This window comes from Geobacter metallireducens GS-15 (assembly GCF_000012925.1).
In the GTDB taxonomy this organism is placed as follows: Bacteria; Desulfobacterota; Desulfuromonadia; order Geobacterales; family Geobacteraceae; genus Geobacter; species Geobacter metallireducens.
The window spans coordinates 2249690-2270164 of sequence record NC_007517.1; the positions used below are offsets into that span (position 1 = coordinate 2249690).

Genomic DNA, 20475 nt, shown 5'->3' on the forward strand with positions numbered 1-20475 from the left:
ACTCAACAAGATTTCGTTTCATTTCAAAAAATCATTCTTTAAAGCCTTCATATTGAGATAAGAAAGGCCAGGCACGCATGTAGAAAGATAATAAACAATACTCTTAACTGGTCTATACGGGACGGCCTTTCTGAAATAATTACGTGCGTCGCTGTACTTCTCTGAATTAAGATAGTAATAGGCCAATTCGTAGTAATCCCTGCGTAAGCCTTTGAAAAGTATTTTCTTTTGGTTATCCGAAAGAGCCCAACGGTTTAAGGCAGTTTCCTTGACTTTGATCCTTCCCAGTTGCGTTTTCTCATAATTCTTACTGGTGTTGAACTGATGGCTTCTCCAGTGAGTCAAGACCCGGGGGTCATAATGAATGTCGTAACATCTGCTCAGGCGCAGATAAAAATCGTAATCATCAACTATGGGAAGCGATTCGTCGAACAAACCGAGCTGGTCGAAACATGATCTCCGAACCATGATCTGTGAGGCTGTTGTTATATAATTTCTGTAAAGAAACTTTTCAAACATGCAGCCCCCCTCCCCTTGGCGATGAGGGTTGATCAAGCTGCCAGTCTGCTCATCGAGAATTTGAAAATTACAATAAGTCAGTCCACAGGATAGATTCCGATCCAAGGCCTCAACCTGGAGTGCAACTTTATCGGGCAACCAGATGTCGTCATGGTCCAGAAAAGCAATGTACTCTCCCGTTGAATTGGTGATGCCGGTATTCCTAGCCGCCGCGGTTCCACCGTTTTTCCTCCGTATACAACGAATATTATCTGCTGTGATGTATGGCTTAATCAGTGTTGACACATCAACCGTTGAGCCGTCATCAACAATTAAAACCTCAATATTAGTAAAATTTTGCGTTCTTACAGATAACAGAGTATCAATTAGATGTTCTCTAGGGTTATAAGTTGGTATTATAATTGTAACTTTTACCATAAAATCAAATGCCCAAGTTCGATTAGCCCGAGTTAGCTGTACACAAACAGAATAAACTAACTAATCTTTTTGCATCCCAACACACGCAAATTGCCTATATTTCATATCATCGAAAGTATTGCCCAACAGCTGATTTATCATCCTGAATTTCCACGGAAACTGGGTTTCGCCTATTCCTTTCATACTAATGATTTTATATCCACACATATCGAATAAATCTTTGATACTTTCGTTCGTAAAAAATCTTAGGTGAGTCTTGTCTAAAATGCCTTCGTCATTGTATTTCCACTGTTTGTATTTAATGAGTTGTTTTATGTTATCGTAATATCTCACGTTCGGAATAGAAGCGACAACGCGGCAATCTGGTTGCATGAATGCCTTAATTCCAACCAAAATAGCCCACGGGTCAACCAAATGCTCGAGGACATCATTAAACACTATACAATCAAAATATAATTCCGGTAACGACAGAGGCCCAGCTTCAATGCTTCCCACAATTACTTTGTCCAATTTTGTTTGAGCTTCCTTAGCAGCTTCATGACTGAGTTCAACCCCCCAGACCTCAACCGGCCTTTGTGACTTTAGGGCGTGGCCAAACTCACCTGCTCCGCAACCAACATCAAGTATCTTATTGACGTTATCTGGCATGAACCTCAGCATTTCTAACCTACTGCTGTTATAGTAATTAGCTGGTTTATGATTAGAACCGAGTAAATTTTCCATTAAAACTCCTAATATCGGTCAGCGTCACCTAACACCGAGTAGCATTTCACGCGCTTCACGAACCAACTTCCATTTATTAAGAAGACCATGGAGTACAAAATAAATAAATGCAATTACTATAACTTTTGCAACTACTCCCATCACCGACTCAGCAGAAAAATAATCTCTAAGAAATAAGGATAGCGCAATAATTACTGACGCCGAAAGGAATGCATCTTTCGTTGCTGATACAAATTCGCTAAATTGTATGTCTGTGGTTTTTTTAACTATCGGATAATAGATCCCATACTGCACAAGATAAGTAGCGGTTATTAGCAACGAAACACCCTCTATTCCATAAAATTTCAACATCGGATAGATAAGGACGACTTCAATGATTGCCGAAAGAGCCGTTGTTTTGAGAAGAACCTTGTTCATATCAAGGGCCATTAGTACGTTGCCCAACGGTTCGAGTAGAAAGCGAACAATGCCATAAGCGCACAATATTCTTAAACTCTGAAGCGCAGGTAACCATTTATCTGTTCCATGGCCCAGCACATGGACCAAAAAATCTCTCGAAATGAGAAGTAGGGTAACGTTAGCCAAAATACCTACAAAACTTACATACTCCAAAACTCTAAAATATGATCTTTTAATCCGCCCCCGATCCTGCTCCATGCGCGAGAAGGTTGGGAAAAGCACACTATTGACCACAGTACCAAGAATCACGCAGATGATAGATCCCCAGTTAAAAGCAATCATGTAATAGCCAAGCTCCGTAGAGCCCTTAACTGCACCAATGATGAAGTTGTCAACGTTAAATATCGTAAAAACAATAAATCCTGTCAGCGAAAGACTTGTTCCATAGCTCATGAACTGGCGTGCAGACTCTCTATCGAACGCAAACTTAATTTTTACCGGTTTCAAATAGTTTAGTGTCAATATCATTGCAAGAGTCGCACAAATATTAGCAATAACTATGCTCCAATACTTGAATCCTGCCAGAGCCAAAATCATAGCCAGCGACGAGTTGACCATTGTCTGACAGACGGTTGCTGATGCAATTTTTTTATAGTCTAGTTCACGCTTAAGCATGGTAGTTGGTATAAAAGAAAAACTATTAATAATGAAATTGAGCGCTAACAGTTTGATTACACCAACAACACCAGGGTTATCAAAGAAAAATACCGCCAGACCAGAAGCACAAAAAGCAATTATATAGAGGAAGAGGCCGATGCCAAGCTTCATGGTGAAACCCGTGTGCAGTGCGGTGTCATCAAGTTGCTTCCTATGGACAACGGCACTGTTCAAGCCTAAATCGCTAAACTGTGAAAAGAAATTCACAAAAATTGTAGCAAAACCTACCAAACCATAGTCGCTTGAGGTGAGAGCCCTACTCAGAATTATGTTCGCAATTGATTGAAAAACTAACGCAACAATCCGCGCAACTCCTATATAGGCAACATTCTCGAATGTTTTTTTCTTCAAACTAGTCATGAAAATCAGCGATCCCCCGCGCGACGAATAAACTTTCGCGTCAACTCACCAGCCATATTCCAGACAGGGCTCACCACACCAATCCGCTTAAGGGAAAAAGGGTCAGCCCCAGCGTCAACGGTTCCGAACACTACGGTTGCCACCGTATCGAAGCCTATTTTCTTGCAGTACGATCGCAAGTCCTCGGAAAAATCTTCTTTTCTCCCGTTGGGATACGCAAAATGTCGTACCTTACCGCCAAGTTGCACTTCCAGGACCTGCTTTGAATACCTGATATCGTCCTGAGCCTCGTGAAGTGGAACACGGCTCAAAATAGGGTGCGTATGACTGTGGCTGCCGAAACTAATCTTGTTGGCAGACATCTCCTTAACTTCATCCCAATTCAACATTGTTCTCTTGTTGGAGTTTTCGAGCGATGCCAGCGTAACGTCCAGTTCGCGAAAAATATTCACCAATCGTATTTTTCTTTCCGCATCGGGCATTCCCTTGAGAACCCTCGACAACTGGATACAGCAACTCCGCTTTTCCTCTATTGACTTGATCGGAGCACCGCAATCAGGCAGCAACCCAGGGAGTGACAGTGTCTGCTTTGTCGACGCGAGAAGCGCCGCTTCGATTTGGTCCGGCCATGTCCTGGCATTTGTTCCGATAAGCCCAGTTGCAAGGTAGATCATTGCAGGTACACCATGAGACTTGAGAACCGGGTACGCAAGGGTGTAGTTATCCAGGTACCCATCATCGAAAGTAATTGCGACGGAAGGTTTTGCAAAGTATTTCCCGCCCCGTATCGTGTCAACTACTTCATCCATGCTCAAGACCCGAAACCGCTTCTTCAGCCACGCTATCTCTCGCTCGAAATCCCTAATATGGTGATGAACCACCGGCCCCTTATCCAGGTAAACGGTTTGATCATCAACAATGCGATGATAGAGGAGAATAATGCAAGGGTGCTCTTTTCGCAGCCATGACACCACCACCAATGCCGCGTCGAACAGATGGAGATGATAGAGGATCAAATAGATGCCGCGTTTTACTGTTTTCTTGATTTTCATCACTGTTGATTCGGGTCTGCCTTTCTCGGCAATCAGTATTTTATCGGTTGTTGTCATAGAAAAGAGCGCGCCAACGCGCAATGTCTGCCAAATCATCCGGATCATCACGCTCAAGAAGGGGAATCCACGAACTCTACGTGGCCCTGCTGAAAAGAAACCTGGCGTAGCGCTTCAAAGCGAAATAGGCATTCATGTCGATCGGATTCGCCCTGATTGCCTTGACCTGATTGGTGAGTCCGTCAGCAAAGCGTCCCTTGGCATAGAATTCACGTGCCCACTCCTGATACATCTTCGACATAACAGCTCTTTTTGAGCTTTGGGGCAATCCATACAGGCTGGTTATCTTCTCATATACATACTCTTGTCCCTTAATCATCCTTTCATAGTTCTGGCCTTCTGAATCGCTCCTGTTGCGGTACATGGCCAAAGGCTTGTTTACGTATCTGGCTTTGTATTTCCACAGAATACGCAGGAACAACTCTCTGTCTTCCGATCCGTACCGCGTCATGTTCTCGTCGAACATACCTACATCATCGATGCAACTCTTTCTGATCATAACCGTAGTTGTCGTTATGATTATTTTTCTAAAATACAGGTTATCGAAAATATAGCCGGAATACCCCTGAAGCTGCTCTTGAGTCAACAGTGGCCCCCTCACTTGCACTTCCTGGTTTTCGCCAAAACCGTAAACGTTGCAATGAACCAGGCCTACTTCAGGGTCCTCTTCCATTGCTTGCACCTGTTCTCCCAGCTTCTCGGGCAACCATTTGTCATCGGAATCGATGAATGCGATAACATCCCCTGTGGCTGCCCTTATTCCCGTATTTCTGGCACCAGCATGCCCCTTGTTTCCCTGCTTGATGTAACGGATATGACCATTATTGCATAAGTATGGTGCCAGCGCCTGATCTGTTTCATCGGTTGAACCGTCATTTACTATGATCAGCTCATAGTTGCTGTATGTCTGTTGCAAAACAGATTCGACAGCCACACCGACATACGTGCCACAATTATACGTTGGCAATACAACACTGACCTTGTTCATACTGATCCTTTACAGCGATGGTGTTCAATCTTATCTGTACTTTCTTTTGCTGAAAACAATTTTGTTACGCTCTAAAAAAGGTACGCCGGCCTCAAAAACAGCCTGCCTCCCTCCGCGCACTACATATGTTTTGGTAAAACCTCTTTCAATCAATACGAGCGCTACCCGAGCGCTTGCTTGTTCGCCAGCTCAACTACAATAGACAATTATTTCGTCTTTTTTGGTGAACGGTAGTTCCATCTGCTTAATTCTTTCAATGTCTGCAGGGCCATCATTAGGCAAGTTTATTGCTCCTACTGCATGGAATTTCTCGTAATCAACGACAGGCATCACATCTATAAGGATTGCATTATCATTTTTGTATTTGGTATGAGCGGCAAAGGCACTAATGTAATTAACCTTTGCGTCTCCTGCTTCGGCATAAGTGCCTCCAGTCATCATGATACTGAGGAGAAGAAGCGCCAGCGCAAATGTTCTATTCATTTTCAACCTCCTGTTGATTCTCTTTGTAATATCAAATGGTTACCCAAAAGCACCGATTTCACCGTCCTACCTTCCGAGCATCACAAGCACTGACTGAATTCCGCGAGCATTATTCCCAGACTCTCCCTAGAAAGATCCTGGTGAACAGGAAAACCAAATACATTTGTTTTCAGATAAACAGCATCAGGGTATTTATCCCACGGGACTGCCGGATGAAAATCCCCCCACCAATCATGTCCGGACAATCCCTGATCTTTAAGTTGACGGTAAACTCTGTCCCTATCCTGGACGATCACCGGGAAAAACAATGGGCTAACACCTTCGGGAAGAGAAAGTATCGGCAACGTTATGCGATCATTCATTATCAACTTGTCGAGCAGGTGGAGAAAGTTCGCTCTGCGGCGCTCCTTGATTCGTTGAAATTCAGTTCCACGAAGTATTGCGGATGAAACGTCCGACATCATCCAATGCTTCACCTGCTCATTGAAATGATTACCGCTTGGATAAACCAGATAATCTCCATGGTCCTGAAAAATTTTGTGAATTCCCCTAAGCCCCATTCGAGCCAGGCGTGCAAAGGCGAAATTGCACGAATAGGCCATCTGATTCACACGTTTTGGTTCAGTAGTTGATCCCCGCGCAAGCATTTCCGAAACAACGAAGTAGGTGGCGAATAGATTTGGGCGAACCCTTCGAGGCCGATTGACAGAGAAGGCCGGGTTATTGATCAACAGACAGCCGCCATCGGGAATGGGAACGGTCTTTCGAATGCTGAAGATTGCCATGTCACCCGTTAAGCCGAGAGGAACGTCGCCATCGTTACTAAGCAACGCATGGGCGCAGTCTTCGATAAGAACAATCCCCCGCTCGGTGCATATCCGGTGAATGTTCTCCAGGCGCTGAGGAAACCCGAGGTAGTGGATGACAAAGATCGCTGCCGTCTCCGGCCGGATGCGAGCCAAAAGATCATCTTCATCTATTGAAAAATCGGTCTTGACCCTATACCAGTCAATCTTCGCGCCCGAACGCACAGCCGGTTCAACTTCAACCCAGCAGTTGTAGGAGGGCATGAGAATCGACTGCTGAGGAGAAAGCTTCAGAGCATCGAGTGCTGCCGCAAGGGCATACCGAGCAGAGTAAAAATACTCACATCTGCCGGTATTAAAGGGAAACACCTCCTGCCGGGGACGATCGGCTCGGGAGGTCAGAATTTCCCATGTCAGTGATGGCTTGCTGCTAACCTTCATGCCCTTCTTCCTCAAGCCGTTTGCCAAATCGTTTCACAATCGGGTTGACTTTTGTGTAGGCAAAATGGGCCAAAACGCCCTTGATGGTTTTGTTAAACAGATAAAAATTGGTGTAATTCCCCTTAATTTCTGCCCAATCAGACTTGTAGGTTTCGTTGCCGGGACCAAAATCCACCATTTTGACCTGTTCGCTATCCATCAAATACTGCAATACATGATTAAGGAGAACCAGTCCCACGCTGTACCGCTTATAACGTGAGTCATAGGCAGTCTTCAGAAAAAAACATTTGTCTCCGCACAAAATGCGATACTGCGCCGCTATGGGTTGTCCATCAAGATACATCAAGGCCAGCAGCAAGTTGTTGCCACGCGCTGCAATCTCTCCAAGATCGACATGAAAACCGGGCCCCAGGTGCTCGGCCTGTTTCCAGCTTTTCTCATAAACGTCGCTGTAATCCGCCATATACGCGGCAGCTTCATGGCCTTTAACTATCTTAATTTCTATAGAGCCCAGTTCCCCGAGCTTTTTATTCCTTCGTTTAATCTCCTGCCGCACACCCTTGTCCCTGCATTTCAGATACCCTTCATAGGCCAAACCTTCACAGGGGAGTCGCCAGTTGCAGTCAACAGCTTTATGGAGCCAATTGCATCCCGAATAATGCAGCAGATCCATAGCCTGGGAATACAGTTCCCCATCGTAAAGCGGACCAATCTGGGCGATATCCCAGCCGGGTACCTTTCTTAACGCCTGGAATAGAAACTCACCAAGCCTTTGCTTGCTCTCTGATCTGTCAATTATCAAAGATCTCAGGGGCGAATAGGCATTGCCTATGCTCTCCAGTTTCCTTACCGGTATTCTCTTGATTCTCTCTACTTTGCCGAGGAAAGGCGCAATGGCGACCAGTCTGTCACCTTTATAAACGGTTACAATGCACAGTCTGCTACCTTTGAGGAAATAGTTCAGCCACAGGCCATACCACCCATGACTCAAGAAAAAATATTCGTCGTGGTACTGTGAAGCCAGCGCATCCCATTCTTGTTGGATCCTGCTGAATCCGCTTAAATTGTCGATGATAACTACAGAATATTCTGCTGACACGTCAGTCCTATTTATGAGCGTTTGTGGAATCGGTATTTTTCTTCACCAGTGGCAGAATCTTCTTCATAAGAATAGAGGCTGTGCATCCAAGCACTGATTTATTGTAAGCTTCTATGCCGATTCTGTTTCTGAGCGACGGGGTCCATTCTTCCTTGTACGGTTCATCCCCCCTCAGGTAATCCACATACGCGACCCGCTCGTTGTCGATTGCATGCTGAAACATCATAGAGGTCAGAATCTTGCCAGGGCTGTGCTTCTTGTACTCCTCATCATAGAGAACGTCATAAATATAGGCTCTGCCATTCGCAACGATCCACTTCTGGACAGCAATAGGAGTCCCGTCATAGGAAAGAATCCCAAGCCTGAGCCACCCCTTGCCCGCTGCTACATGCATGAGTTCACGGTTGAATTCCCGATCCTTCTCGGCAGCTTTCCAACTCTTTGCCCGAACGGCGTCGTACACATCGAGGCACTGATCAAGCGAAGCAGCGTCCGTTATGATCTGAAAAACAAGGGAGCCGTTCTTTTCCAGACGGCGACGGCAGTAATTGATATCCTTGCGGGTGCTCTGGGGCAGCCTCTCGAAGAAGCCGTCAAAGGAGGCATCCGCCACATCGCAGTAGCGGTTGGCGCAACTGATGTAGGAGCGGAACGAGAGCCCCTGGCGCTCAATGAGAGTCTCAATGCTGTTGCCATCATTGGATCCGGCTACCGGTTCAAGCTCAAGAATATCCCAGTTTTTGAAGGTCGTGCGGAGGTACTCCAACACCAATGTGGTAACCTCTCGCTGCATATTTTCGTCTGCGTCCCCGAATACGATCCCTTTCAGGGGCGATCGGTTGCCGCCGATGGACGAGAGAATGCGGGCCGGGACAACCCCTTTGTAACGCTCAGAGCGGACCGTGAACGGAGCCACCGCCACCAGACTGCCGCCACTCCTCACCATGAGGATATGAAGCGCACGTGTCTCACCGTGGCGGAGGCAAAGATCGAACCACTCCCAGCAGAACCAGGGGGTGTAATAGCCGTTGATATCGGCAAGCTGATTCCACTCGTCTAGGATTGCCTGAAAAGCCTCCCGATCAGTTATGACGGCTATGTCAAAACAACCACGGTTCATCGACTCCCCATTTCCCCCATCAATCGGCAGGGACGCACGTCCTTCCCCTCAACCAAAAGCTCGCACGGCTCCCCATGCCCCAAAAAGAGCAGCGGACTCGCACTGTACCCATAGCTCCCCGAATTCAGGAACCCGACCAGATCCCCCACCTCCGGCACCTCCACCGTCACCCCCTTCCCCATCAGATCAAGGGGGGTGCAGAGGGGACCGACAAGGGTGCAGATTATCCGTTCCGCACCGGGCCGCGAAAGGTTGCGGACCAAGTAGTTCTTCCTAATGGTCATGCCGAGATTGCCCGATGCCGACAGGTGGTGGTTCATCCCCCCGTCGAGAACATAGAACTGCTCGCCCCGCGACAGCTTTTCACTCACCACCCGAGTTACGTAGATTCCGGCCTCGGCAACCAGGAACCGTCCCAGCTCCAGGAGGATGCGGGGTTTTGTCCCCGTGGCCTCGCGGTACCGGTCGAACTCGGCCCTGAAAAGGAGGGCCAGCTTGTCCAGATCGAGCCCCGGATGCTCTTCGTAGTAGGAGACCCCGAGCCCACCGCCGATGTTGATGACCCGGCACTCCATGCCGTAGTCGGTGGTAATCCGGGCCGCTATGGCCAGGGTGTTGGCGAGATTCTGTGCCAGGGCTTCCTCGTTCAGGCACTGGGTGCCGGCGTAGATGTGGATTCCCTTGAAGTCAAACGCATCGGCATTGGCCTTGATGAAGTCCAGGGCCGATGGCAGTTCTTCCTCGTCGATACCGAACTGGGAAGCCTTACCACCCATCTTCACCGCGAAGTCCCTAATGAGGAGCTGGGGGTTGACCCGCACCAAAATGTAAGCCCGATGCGAACCGGCCCGAACCAGATCGCGCAGGTCATTAAGCTCGCGCAGCGATTCGACGCTGATGCAGCCAACCCCGGCCTCCAGGGAGCGGCGCAGCTCGTCGCGGGTTTTGCCCGGACCGGCGAAGCTGATGCACCCCGCGTCATAGCCGGTCTCCAGGGCGCGCTCCAGCTCGCCGGCCGAGGCAATGTCGAGGCCGTCCACTTCGCCCCGCATGGCTGCCAGGAGTTCCCGGTTCGGGTTGGCCTTGACGGCGTAGAGGAGTTCGAGGCTGTCGCCGAAGGCCTTGCGGACGGCAGCGCACTTCTCCTTCACCTTGTCCAGGTCGTAGAGGTAGAAGGGGGTGCCATAGCGCGCGGCAAGCTCCTCGAAGCAGATATTCCGCAGGCAGGTTTTGCCGTTTTGTTCCGTCAGGATCATCAATTCTTCCCTGCCGCCAGCCACTCTTTCTTGATCCCCGAGCGGTCAATCTTGCCGTTGGCGGTTTTCCTGAACGCCTTCTCGAAGTGAATCTCCTGGGGGACCATGTAGGTGGGGAGCCGCTTGCGGCACTCCTTGAGCAGCTCCTTCTTGTGTTCCTCCTCGTGGTCAGTCTCCATGACCGCCACGATGATCTGGTCGCCCGACTCCACTTCCTTGCCGAAGACAACCACGTTGCTCACGCCAGGCAAGCCGATGAGCACCTCTTCAACCTCGGTGGGGCTCACCCGGTAGCCGGAGGTCTTGATCATCTCGTCGCGGCGGGAGACGTAGTAGAGGAAGCCGTCCTCGTCCTTCTTCACGATGTCGCCGGAGTAGACCACGGTCTCGTGCAGGTGGGGCTGATCGTGGAAACGGGGATTCTTCCGGAAGATCACCTTGGTCTTTTCCGGGTCGTTCCAGTAGCCGTGGGTGATGAGGGCGCCACGGTGGACCAGCTCCCCCTCTTCGCCCGGGGCACACTCTTCGCCCTTGGCGTTCACCACCAGGATCTCCACGTTGGGAATCCCCTTGCCAATGGAGTCGGGCCGGCGGTCAAGCTCCTCGGGGGGAAGGAAGGTGGAGCGGAATGCTTCGGTGAGCCCGTACATGAGGAAGAGCCGGGAGTTGGAGAAAAACTCGCGGATGCGGGAGACCATGATCCGGGGCACCTTGCCGCCGCTGTTGGTGAGGTAGCGCAGGTGGGGGAAGTCGGAGTTGTAGGTGAGCTTGATCTTGTCGTTGAAGAGCTTGGCCCAGATAGGGGGCATGCCGGCAAAGCCGGTGATCTCTTCCTTGACGAGGAGGTCCAGGAGATCCTTGACCATGACGAACTGGTGCAGCACCAGGGTCGCGCCGTGGAGGACGGCGGTGGTGGCCTGGTTGAGGCCGTAGTCGAAGTTGAAGGGAAGGACGCTGATAATCCGGTCCTTCTCGGTGATCTCCAGGTAGGTGCTGACGATCTCGGCCCCGTCCACCACGGTGCTGTGGGGCACCACCACCCCCTTGGGCATGCCGGTGGAACCGGAGGTGTAGATGAGGCAGGCGATGTCCGGGGAGAAGCCGGGAACGGGGGTGTAATCAGCCGGGAGCGTTGCCTTGAGCTTGGGCCAGCAGGGGTGCCCTTCCCGGTCGTGCTCCGGCTCGTCCACATGGATGAGCTTTCCGGGCGCGGCCAGGTGGTTCTTGCGGAACAGCTCGCTGGTGGTGATCATGAGCTGGATCTGGCAATCGTTGACGATGTATTCGATCTGCTCTTTCTTGAGGATGGGGTTGATGAAGACAAAGACCGCCCCGGCCAGGGTGGCGCCGAACATGGCGGTGAGCTGCTCGATGGACTTGTCGAGGTAGATGCCGACCCGCTCGCCCCGCTTGATGCCGAGCCCGCGGATAAGCCCCTTCATCTTGAGCGCTTCCTCGTGCAGTTGGGCATAGGTGATGGTCCGGTCGTGGTGCTTGACAGCAACCTTATCGGGCAACCGCGCGGCGGTGTCTTCCAGCAGATGGCCTAGCAGATACGGTCTCAGACTCATGCTTCCCCCCTCTTGGATGTGATCAGGCTCGAAATGGCCGTTACGGTGCCAAGCTTTTCGACGGTCATGTCATCAACGTCGAATTCGACGTCAAAGGTCTGCTGAATGAAGGTGATGAGCTCCATGACCCCCATGGAGTCGATGATCCCCTGTTCGATGAGGGGGGTGCCCGGAGTCACGTCGGCATCGAGGGTGTCTTTGAAATAGGTGATGAGTTGGGTTTCGATGGTCATGCTCAGTACCTCTGGTTTTGGAATGACTACTTTTGTCTATCAACCCTCTCCCCCAGGGAGAGGGTGCCCGAAGGGCGGGTGAGGGAAACTCTGGCCACCGTGCCCCCTCACCCCTACCCCTCTCCCTCAGGGAGAGGGGAAACTTTCTAAAACATATCAAAATCACCGCAATGGACCACCCACCCTTTATCGGGCAGGTTGTCCGTGAATGCGTGGGTAAGAAAATCGATATCCCACCGCTTGAGAAACACCATCTTCCGCAGAAGTGGCTCATACCAGGCGTCGGGCGTGGCATAGATCACGAGCCGCTGAATCCCCTGCTCGCTGGCCAACCGCGCGAGGTGCGATATGGCCTTGCGGAAAAGTTCCGGGTCGTCCCCCTCCACAATGATGTCGAGGATCTTCCGCTCGCTGCCGGTATCGTACGTGACGCAGTAGCCGCAAACCCGGTCGCCTGCCATGATCTGATAGCCGGTGGTCTGGTAGTGGAGGTTACCGAGGAACTTCCAGTTGAGGAACGCGGCGGTCTTATGGAAGTAGGCGTGCTTCGACGCGCGGCGATACCGTTCGAGCACCGGGTCGAGCTGCTCGGGGGAGAAACGGGACACCAGGTTAAGACTCAGGTCGGCATGGCGTCTGCCGGGTTTGACAAAAGAAAGCACGCTTTCGGCATTGAGCCCCGAGGCATTGGTGATCTTCTTGTACACCCCCACCTTGGCGGTGATCTTCCAGTTGAAGTACTTCAGGTAATACTTCTTGGACTCCTCGTTGGCATAGGCAAAGAGGAGATCGACTTTTTGCTCAAGCTCATCGGTGGTGAGACGGCAGAGCTTGCCGAACACTCCGTGAAAGAGCCGGTAATCGGGGTCCACCAGGGTATTGACCCCCATGGCACTGCGGTAGAGGGTACCTGCACATGCCACATCCTGGGGGATGTAGTTCTCCTGCCCCACGAGGCGTTCGCCGTCGTAGCAGAGCCCCAGGTACGACTCTCCTGCAGGGTTGCCTGCATAGAAGGAGTCGAAGAAGCGCTCGTTGCGGTGGCCGTTGATCCGCTCCCAGAAGGAGTGGATGTTCTGGCGGTGATCCGCGTAATTGGTCGTGAAGGTATAGTCAAGCGTACGTTTCATGGATTGCTGATATTCCCTGTTCCGGAATCGTCGATGCGGTAGCAGAACCGGTAGAGCTTGCGGTAAGTGCCGTACCCCACCAGGCTCTTGACGAAGTTCTTGGCCTTCTTGTTGATGATCATGGGGAGGAGCACCGACCGGTCTCCCGCCACGATCCGGCCGAAGGTGGCGAGGTCATAGGACCCCGAAACGTTGATCCTCCCCAGCACTGCCGGGGTTCCCCCCCTGTGCCGGATCACCGGCTCTGAGGTGCTTACGGAGCGGTAGCCGGCCTGAGCGGCCATCTCTATGACGCGGCGGTCGAAGACCCCCTGGGGCATGCTGATGTGGTTCACGGCACGGCCGATCCGGTCCTCAATGGCCTTTTTCGAATCCTCCAGCTCGGCCCGGATCTCCCCGTCGGTGAGAAGCCCCAGGGGGCGGTGACTGACCGTATGGGACTGGATCGAAATGCCGGCATCGGCCAACTCCCGAACCTGCTCCCACGTCATGTAGCCGGGTTGCCCCATGAAGCAGGAAACCACGAAGATGGTGGCGGTGAGCCCCAGTCCTGTGAGAATGGGCCAGGCAGCGCTGTGGTTGTTGTCCCACCCGTCGTCGAAGGTGATGACGACCCCGTTCCGCTCGCCGTTTCCAGTCAGGAGATCATCCAGGGAGAGGGACCGAAAACCGCCGGCAGTCAGTTGCTCCATCTGACTGCGGAACGCATCGGCCGTCACGCAGTAGGCTGGGTTGGTCTTTCGCACCGCCTTGTCCTGCTCGCTGGTGGCGGTTACCTCATGGTACATGAGGACCGGGGCTGTCATTGCCGGAATCGTGTCCATCGTCGCCCTACCCCAGATACTCGTTCAGGCTCGGCGGCGTGACGCCGAGGGGATCGTTGGCCAGGTAGCAGTGATGCCAGATGTCGAAGGTGAGCAGGAACAGGATCCGGTTCGCCTTCGAGTTGAGGAAGTTGGGCCAGCCGACCGCCCCCTGCTGGAACGACTCGTATTTCTCGAACAGGGTACGGAGATAATCGGTGCGGAAATACTCTCCCATGACTTCGGACCGGAGCAGCTTCTCGTAGATCCGTTTCCTCAGGGCCGGGTCGTTGAGGAAGATCATGACCGGCACGAATCCCCCCTGCTTGGGCTTGGACATGATTTCCGGGGGGAGGATCCCCTCCATGGCCTTGCGGTGCAGGAGCTTGCTCTTGAATCTCCCCCGGAGGTGGTCCACAAGCCCCCCGCCCCGTTTGACGGGCATGGGGAGAGACACCAGGAAGTCGGCCACATCGGCGTCCAGGAACGACTCACGGAGCACCAGGCCAAGCATGTCGGCCATGCGGCCGGACTTGACCATGACATTCTCGTTGACGTAGTGCCGCATGTCCTGCTCGATCTGGGTTTCCAGGTAAACCTGGGCAAAGGATTCCGGGCTGCCCGCGGGCTCGCCGAAGATACGCGGCACCCGGGCCAGGTTGCCGTTTCTGTAAAGTTGGCTCAGTTCGTGGCCGTCGTAACCGTAGAAGTACCAGTCGTTCAGATCTGCTGCCCGATTCCAGAAGAGCCGCAACTGGAAGCCGAGGTTGTCGCGATCATAGAACAGGGGACCCCGGAGCAAGCTTGAGACGGTGCGGGCCGGACCGATCATGCCGCTCTTGCGGAACAGGTAGTGGACGGCAGCAGGTCGGCCGCCGGCGAAACCGCCGGTGCCGTACATCTGGTCGGCCCCTTCGCCGCCGATGACCGCCTGGACGTGGCCGCTGGCCGATTTGAGCCCCATGTAGGTGAGGAAGAGGCCGAACTCGAAATAGGGCTCTTCCAGGTGCCACACCAGGGAAGGGAGATCGTCGATCTCGCGACCGGTGATGGTGTACTCATGGTGATCGGTGCCGAAGTGCTTTGCCACGATCCGGGCGAAGGGGCGCTCGTCGAAACGGGGGTCTTCAAAGCCGATGGCGAAGGTCTTGACCGGCGTACTGGAGCAGGAGGCAGCCAGGGCCGCGTTGGCGCTGGAATCGAGCCCGCCGCTCAACATGACGCCGGTGCTGCCGTCGCTCCCCATGCGCCTGGCGATTGCACCGCGCAGTAGATCACGGTAGGCGGGAATCGCTTCTTCCATGGTCATGCCTGGGCGGGTCACGGCATCAAACTGCCAGTAGGGGGCAACCTCCGCTTTGCCATCACGGAAAGTGAGCATGTGCCCCGGCGGCAGCTTGTTGATCCCTTTGAGGATCGACCAGGGAGAGGTGATGTAGGCGTATTTCAGGAACAGGTTGAGGCCTTCGTGGTCCAGTTCCCGCCTTACCCCCGGACAGGCCAGGAGGGTTTTGAGATGGGTGGCGAAGATAAGCCGTCCGTCGGCCACGGTCCAGTAGAGCTGGTGGGCGAGGCCGAAGCGGTCGTTCATGAGGCGGAAGGTCTTTTCCCGTTCGTCGAGGATGCCGATGGTGAAGAGGCCGTTGATGGAGCGGGCGAAGGAGGCGCCGCTGCGCCGGTACATGCGCAGGACGAGGTCAAGGTCGCCGCAGCAGGGACGCCCCGAGGGTGGATGCTGCGAGAGGAGCTCCCGGTAGTTGTTGACCTCGCCGTGGATAACCGCCGCAAGACCGGCGTCGGGATCGTGCTCTATGCGGGTCTGGCGGCTCGGGGAGTCGGCGGCGCTCCGCCGCATGCCGATGAGATGGCCGAGCCCCGTGGAGACGGAGAACTCACCACTGCCACTCATCTTCAGGTAGGCCGCCATGGCATTACCCAGCACATCCCTGTCGGCAATGGCGTTCCTGAAATCGATTATCCCGAAAATTCCCTGGCTCATTGGTGATGATCCTTCATGGCCGCGCTCAGATCAGCCTCTTGCCGTTCTGTTTGAATTCCCGCACGTGGTCTTTGGTCGGAAAGGAAAAATAGGACCCCTCGGACGCAGGATTCTCGCGGTACGTGGCGGTGCCGTCCCGCAGCGAGGCGATGGCCCGGGCCATGACGTGGGCGCCCAGGATCTTGGTCCGCCGGATGAGGGAGTCGAGGGTCTCGCCGGGGAGGATATCGACCATCTCCTGGCGGAGGATACGCCCGTCGTCAAGCTTCTCGTTCATCTCGTGGATCGTGATCCCCACCTGCCGCTCGTTGTGGTACATCTGCCAGAAATTGGGGAGCATGCCCCGGTAGCGGGGAAGCGCGCCGTTATGGATGTTGATGCAGCCAAGCCGAGGCAGTTCCACCAGTTCCTTCTTGAAGATGACCGGGGCGGCAACGGAGGCGATGAGGTCCAGGTCCATCTCCCGGAGCGACGCGAGGAATTCAGGGGAGTTGACCCGGTTGGTACTGAAGACCGGCATTCCATGGTGGGCACAGAGTTGGCCAACGCTGTAGAAGTTCCCCCCGGCCAGGGCCGGTATCCTGGCCTTCACCTTGTAAGACGCATAGCGGGTGCCGACCCGAACGAAATCCAGGGGGCCGTAGAAGTCGTACATCTGCCGGGCCAGCTGCACAGGGCCCTTCTTCCCCATGGCAGCGGCGATTACGACCCCCTTGATGGACGCAAGATCGTTGAAAGACTTGAAAAACTCCTCGAAGAAGAGCCTGACGTAGAAAGGGTCGTCCTGGGTGATGAACAGGACGTTCAGTTTTTTGCTTTTCGTGTCGCTCATGGGCATCGTTATTCCGTCAGTTGGTCATCCAGTTCCAGAAGCCCTTTTTGGGAGGATCGGGAAGCTGTTTGCCGCCTTTATCAACCATCTTGATGAGTTTGAAGAGCTCTTCCATGTCGAGGCGCATCTCGCTGATGTTTGCATCGGTGCTGTCTATCCGCGACTGAAGGGCCAGCACGGTACCGTTGAGAATCTTCTCGAGCATCATGATCTGCTCCGAAAGGTTCGCAAGTTCCGAAGAAGCAACGCCGCCATCACCGACGGTGGCCTCCAGCCGAGTTACTTTTGCGGACATCTCTTCGAGGGCTTTGCCGTTGGCGGCGGTCATCCGGGGTTTCTCGTCGACGCTCTCATCGCCCCAGAACTTGCTCTCCGATTCGATCTCGCCGATGACCTCCTTCACGAGATCGGTGCAGATGACCTTCTTCTCTTCGACAAAGGCCGACAGGAGCAGGAAATCGCAGATGATGTTGATGAGCCGCGGCACTCCCCGGCTGAAGAGATAGATGAGATCAATGGCACCCTCGCCGAATTCCACTGCCGTCCGGTTGCCCGCCTTTTCCAGGCGGTGGAAGATGTATTCCTCCACCTCCGCCTTGGAGAGATGATCGATGTGGCAGCTGATGCAGATGCGCTGACGCAGCTGCCGGAGCCTGTCGTTTGCAAGGGTGCGCCGCAGTTCGGGCTGTCCCACGAGGATGATCTGGACCAGCTTGGACTTGTCGGTCTCCAGGTTCGAAAGAAGGCGCACTTCTTCGAGAAGGTCGATATCGAGATTCTGGGCCTCGTCGATGAGGATCACCGGCTGGCGGCCCGCCACGAATTCATCCACCAGGAATTCGTTGAGCTGGCGCAGGAGGGCGATCTTGTCCTTGCCGGCCACGTCGAGGCCGAAATCGTCGTTGATCATGGCCAGGAGCTGTTCCGACGTGACCTTGGTGTTGAAGATCTTCGAAAGGGTCACCTGCTCGTCGAGGCTCTTGAGGATGTTGCGAATGATCGTGGTCTTCCCCGAGCCGATCTCGCCGGTGATCAGCAGAAAGCCGTTGCGCTCCCTGATGCCGTACTCAAGGTACGTAATGGCCTTCTTGTGGACCCGGCTGAGATAGAGGAACTCGGGATCGGGAACCAGCTCAAAGGGCTTTGTGGTGAAACCGAAAAATTCTTCGTACATGGTGAGCGCTTTCAGTAGGTTAGTTTGGCCTGCAACCAGACGATGTTGTTGAAGTAATCGTGCGCCTCCACGTTGGAGTCGTTGAAGTTCCACGTGTAGCCAAGGCCCATCGTCATGATTCTGAAGGTATAGTCAAGGCCCGCCTGGGCACTGTAGCGGTTGGTCTTCTCGGTGATGGGTGTCACGTTGTCGGGGGAAAACTTGTAGTGCGTGTAGTTGCCGAGGAGGTTTGCCGCCAGATTCGCTCCCAGGGGAATCCGGGCGGTCATGGTCGCTCCGGTGGAGGTATCCTCGCGATTTACAGTCTCATAGCTGCTCTTTGTGTGGAAACCACCCAGGGTGGTCTCGATTGTATGGTTATATTTTATCGAACCACCGTACGTATCCCTCTTATACGCACCTTGATTCACCGAATCGGTAAAATCACGGGAATAGTGCGCCTCCAGGGAAAGGCGGTCGGAGAGGAGGTAGTTCGCCTGGGCGTTCCAGATGAGGGAATCGGTGTCAGGAAGGCGGTATTCTTGAGACACCGGCGGGCCCTCGGCAACCGTGGTGGCACCAATGAAATACTGAGTACGCCCCGTCAGTGTTCCCGACTTGTATCGATAGTAAACCTTGCCGACAGAGCCATTCAAGGTCAGTTTCGGTGTGATCTGGAGCATTGCTCCAATCGTCCCGGTATGTGTATCATAGCCGTTCCAGCCGGTTTCTTGTAAAGACTCACCCGAGGGTATCGAACTTGTTATTATGTATGTATCACCAACTCTTATAGCACCTGTCACAGTGCGGAATTGCGTAATAGAAATATTAATATTCTCCTTCGGCAGATGGGTGCGGAAGTCATATTCCCCATAAATCGACAATCTCTCTCCGAAGGACTTGGTGAGCCTCCCCGTAACGGTGTGGTCTTGGGCGCTCTGACCTTGCGGGTCATCGTACCAGGTATTCTTGTAGGTATACCCCGCAGTGAGACTGATACTGCTGGTTATGGGGTAGACAAGGTACGGATTCGCGATGAAGATGTTGGAGTCGGTAGTGTTGACGAAATCATTGCCCACCCCCACCTGCCGGCGGTCGTCGATGGGTACCCGGGCGTACACGTCGCTCATCTTGAGGAACAGGATGTCCCGTATGGGGTTGAAGGTCGAATCGAGGCGTATCCGCTGGGTCCTGGCCAGGGATGTATCGTCCTTTTCCGAGTGCTTCGCGAAGAGCTTGAAGTAAAGCCCGTAATCCAGGTTCAGCTTCAAGAGATTGGTATCGATCAGCGCATTGAGCGACGGTACGATAGTCGTGATGAAGTCGTCGCGACGGTTTTCGTTCGTCAGATCAATGTTGTCGTTGTACTCCTCGCGGATAATCAGGCTCGGCGTCAACTTGAACTCCGCGTGGGCAGTGGCTGCCACGCAACATGACATAAGCATTCCACCCATGACCACTTTTCTCATTGGGCACCATTATCCTTGTAGTATGCGTAGTAATTGCGGTACCGGTAGTTCTCGTCGAACCGGTTGATGCCGACGTTGTTATAGACAACGCCGTAGACCTTTTCCTTCTTGAGATGACCGAGGGCGTCCTTGACGTTGCTCATGGTGGCGCCCCCCTCTTTCACCACGAACACGACCCCGTCGACCATATTGGCCAGGGAGTAGGTTTCCGCAAAGGAAAGGAGCGGCGGCGTGTCGATGATGATATATCGGTCGGGGTAGCGGTTCTTTATTTCGGCAATGAAGCTTTGCATCCGACCGGAAGAGAGAAGTTCCACCGGGTTCTCCACCCTGCTGCCGGCGGGGAGTACCACGAGCTTCCCTATTCCCGTTTTAACCAGGGCGTCTTTTACATCGACCTTGCCGTACAGACAGTCGCTCAGGCCCACTTCGGCCCTGATGCCGAGATAGCTGCTGGTGCCGGGACGGCGCAGGTCGGCATCGACCAGAAGCACCGTGTGGTCGAACTCCTGGGCCAGGGCCACCGCCAGGTTGATGGAGGTGATGGTCTTCCCTTCGCCGCTTACGGCGCTGGTGACCATGATGGTGTTCTTGAACTGACCCGAATTTGTCAGTTTGAGGATGATCGACTTGAGTTTGCGATACTCTTCCGTGACCGGCGAACGGGGTTCGCTGATCGTAACCAGATAGGGGTTGTCCACTGCAATCCTGGTGTCGGGCTGAAACACCTCAGGCTCGATAACCGCCCTGGGCACTTCCCGCTGTTCCACCAAAACCCTGCTCTCCCCCGGGGTCTTGTCCTGCCGCATTTTCGCAGCTTTTTCAAGGATGCTCTCTATCCTGCTCAT

19 protein-coding genes are annotated in these 20475 nt (G+C 53.2%); all 19 read right to left on the reverse strand.

Features of this window, described 5'->3' with window-relative positions; genetic code table 11:
- Positions 1-18 precede the first annotated feature (18 nt).
- The 19 genes from GMET_RS18365 to GMET_RS10240 all read right to left on the reverse strand — a co-directional run bounded on the left by GMET_RS18365 (position 19) and on the right by GMET_RS10240 (position 20475).
- Positions 19-936 (reverse strand): glycosyltransferase, encoded by a 918-nt coding sequence (locus GMET_RS18365; RefSeq protein ID WP_011365901.1) that lies wholly within the window; start codon positions 934-936, stop codon positions 19-21.
- Positions 937-996: 60 nt separating this feature from the next.
- Positions 997-1659 (reverse strand): class I SAM-dependent methyltransferase, encoded by a 663-nt coding sequence (locus GMET_RS10155; RefSeq protein WP_004512939.1) that lies wholly within the window; start codon positions 1657-1659, stop codon positions 997-999.
- Between the two features lie 24 nt (positions 1660-1683).
- Entirely contained in the window at positions 1684-3135 is a 1452-nt protein-coding gene (locus tag GMET_RS10160) for a lipopolysaccharide biosynthesis protein (protein ID WP_004512938.1), read from the reverse strand.
- A gap of 5 nt (positions 3136-3140) precedes the next feature.
- On the reverse strand, positions 3141-4292 hold the full coding sequence (locus GMET_RS10165) for a polysaccharide deacetylase family protein (RefSeq protein ID WP_004512937.1): 1152 nt from the start codon (positions 4290-4292) through the stop codon (positions 3141-3143).
- Positions 4293-4320: 28 nt separating this feature from the next.
- Positions 4321-5232, reverse strand: a complete 912-nt coding sequence (locus GMET_RS10170; RefSeq protein WP_004512936.1) for a glycosyltransferase family 2 protein — start codon at positions 5230-5232, stop codon at positions 4321-4323.
- Positions 5233-5421: 189 nt separating this feature from the next.
- A complete protein-coding gene (locus GMET_RS10175) occupies positions 5422-5715 on the reverse strand; it encodes a rhodanese-like domain-containing protein (protein WP_004512935.1) in 294 nt (97 codons plus the stop codon).
- Positions 5716-5795: 80 nt separating this feature from the next.
- Complete coding sequence (locus tag GMET_RS10180; RefSeq protein WP_004512934.1) at positions 5796-6962, reverse strand: aminotransferase class V-fold PLP-dependent enzyme; 1167 nt, start codon at positions 6960-6962, stop codon at positions 5796-5798.
- A complete protein-coding gene (locus GMET_RS10185) occupies positions 6952-8061 on the reverse strand; it encodes a GNAT family N-acetyltransferase (RefSeq protein ID WP_004512933.1) in 1110 nt (369 codons plus the stop codon). Before GMET_RS10185 ends, GMET_RS10180 begins: the two co-directional genes overlap by 11 nt.
- A gap of 7 nt (positions 8062-8068) precedes the next feature.
- The gene (locus GMET_RS10190) at positions 8069-9181 is read right to left on the reverse strand and encodes a GNAT family N-acetyltransferase (protein ID WP_011365904.1); all 1113 of its coding nucleotides are present in this window, start codon (positions 9179-9181) and stop codon (positions 8069-8071) included.
- Complete coding sequence (locus GMET_RS10195) at positions 9178-10437, reverse strand: pyridoxal-dependent decarboxylase, exosortase A system-associated (protein ID WP_004512931.1); 1260 nt, start codon at positions 10435-10437, stop codon at positions 9178-9180. Before GMET_RS10195 ends, GMET_RS10190 begins: the two co-directional genes overlap by 4 nt.
- A complete protein-coding gene (locus GMET_RS10200; protein WP_004512930.1) occupies positions 10437-12008 on the reverse strand; it encodes an acyl-CoA ligase (AMP-forming), exosortase A system-associated in 1572 nt (523 codons plus the stop codon). Before GMET_RS10200 ends, GMET_RS10195 begins: the two co-directional genes overlap by 1 nt.
- Positions 12005-12241 (reverse strand): acyl carrier protein, encoded by a 237-nt coding sequence (locus tag GMET_RS10205; RefSeq protein WP_004512929.1) that lies wholly within the window; start codon positions 12239-12241, stop codon positions 12005-12007. The genes GMET_RS10200 and GMET_RS10205 overlap by 4 nt, the downstream gene beginning before the upstream one ends.
- Positions 12242-12387: 146 nt before the next feature.
- Positions 12388-13371 carry a GNAT family N-acetyltransferase gene (locus tag GMET_RS10210; RefSeq protein WP_004512928.1) on the reverse strand — a complete coding sequence of 328 codons (984 nt, stop codon included), beginning with the start codon at positions 13369-13371 and terminating at the stop codon, positions 12388-12390.
- Positions 13368-14177, reverse strand: a complete 810-nt coding sequence (locus tag GMET_RS10215) for a polysaccharide deacetylase family protein (RefSeq protein WP_238378904.1) — start codon at positions 14175-14177, stop codon at positions 13368-13370. Before GMET_RS10215 ends, GMET_RS10210 begins: the two co-directional genes overlap by 4 nt.
- Positions 14178-14202: 25 nt before the next feature.
- Complete coding sequence (locus GMET_RS10220; RefSeq protein ID WP_004512926.1) at positions 14203-16173, reverse strand: asparagine synthetase B family protein; 1971 nt, start codon at positions 16171-16173, stop codon at positions 14203-14205.
- A 25-nt stretch (positions 16174-16198) separates the two neighbouring features.
- Positions 16199-17005, reverse strand: a complete 807-nt coding sequence (locus tag GMET_RS10225) for a methionyl-tRNA formyltransferase (RefSeq protein WP_238378905.1) — start codon at positions 17003-17005, stop codon at positions 16199-16201.
- Between the two features lie 16 nt (positions 17006-17021).
- Complete coding sequence (locus GMET_RS10230) at positions 17022-18179, reverse strand: XrtA/PEP-CTERM system-associated ATPase (RefSeq protein ID WP_004512924.1); 1158 nt, start codon at positions 18177-18179, stop codon at positions 17022-17024.
- 11 nt (positions 18180-18190) lie between these two features.
- Positions 18191-19627, reverse strand: coding sequence for a TIGR03016 family PEP-CTERM system-associated outer membrane protein (locus tag GMET_RS10235; protein WP_004512923.1), 1437 nt, complete (start codon positions 19625-19627; stop codon positions 18191-18193).
- Entirely contained in the window at positions 19624-20475 is an 852-nt protein-coding gene (locus tag GMET_RS10240) for an XrtA-associated tyrosine autokinase (RefSeq protein ID WP_004512922.1), read from the reverse strand. The genes GMET_RS10235 and GMET_RS10240 overlap by 4 nt, the downstream gene beginning before the upstream one ends.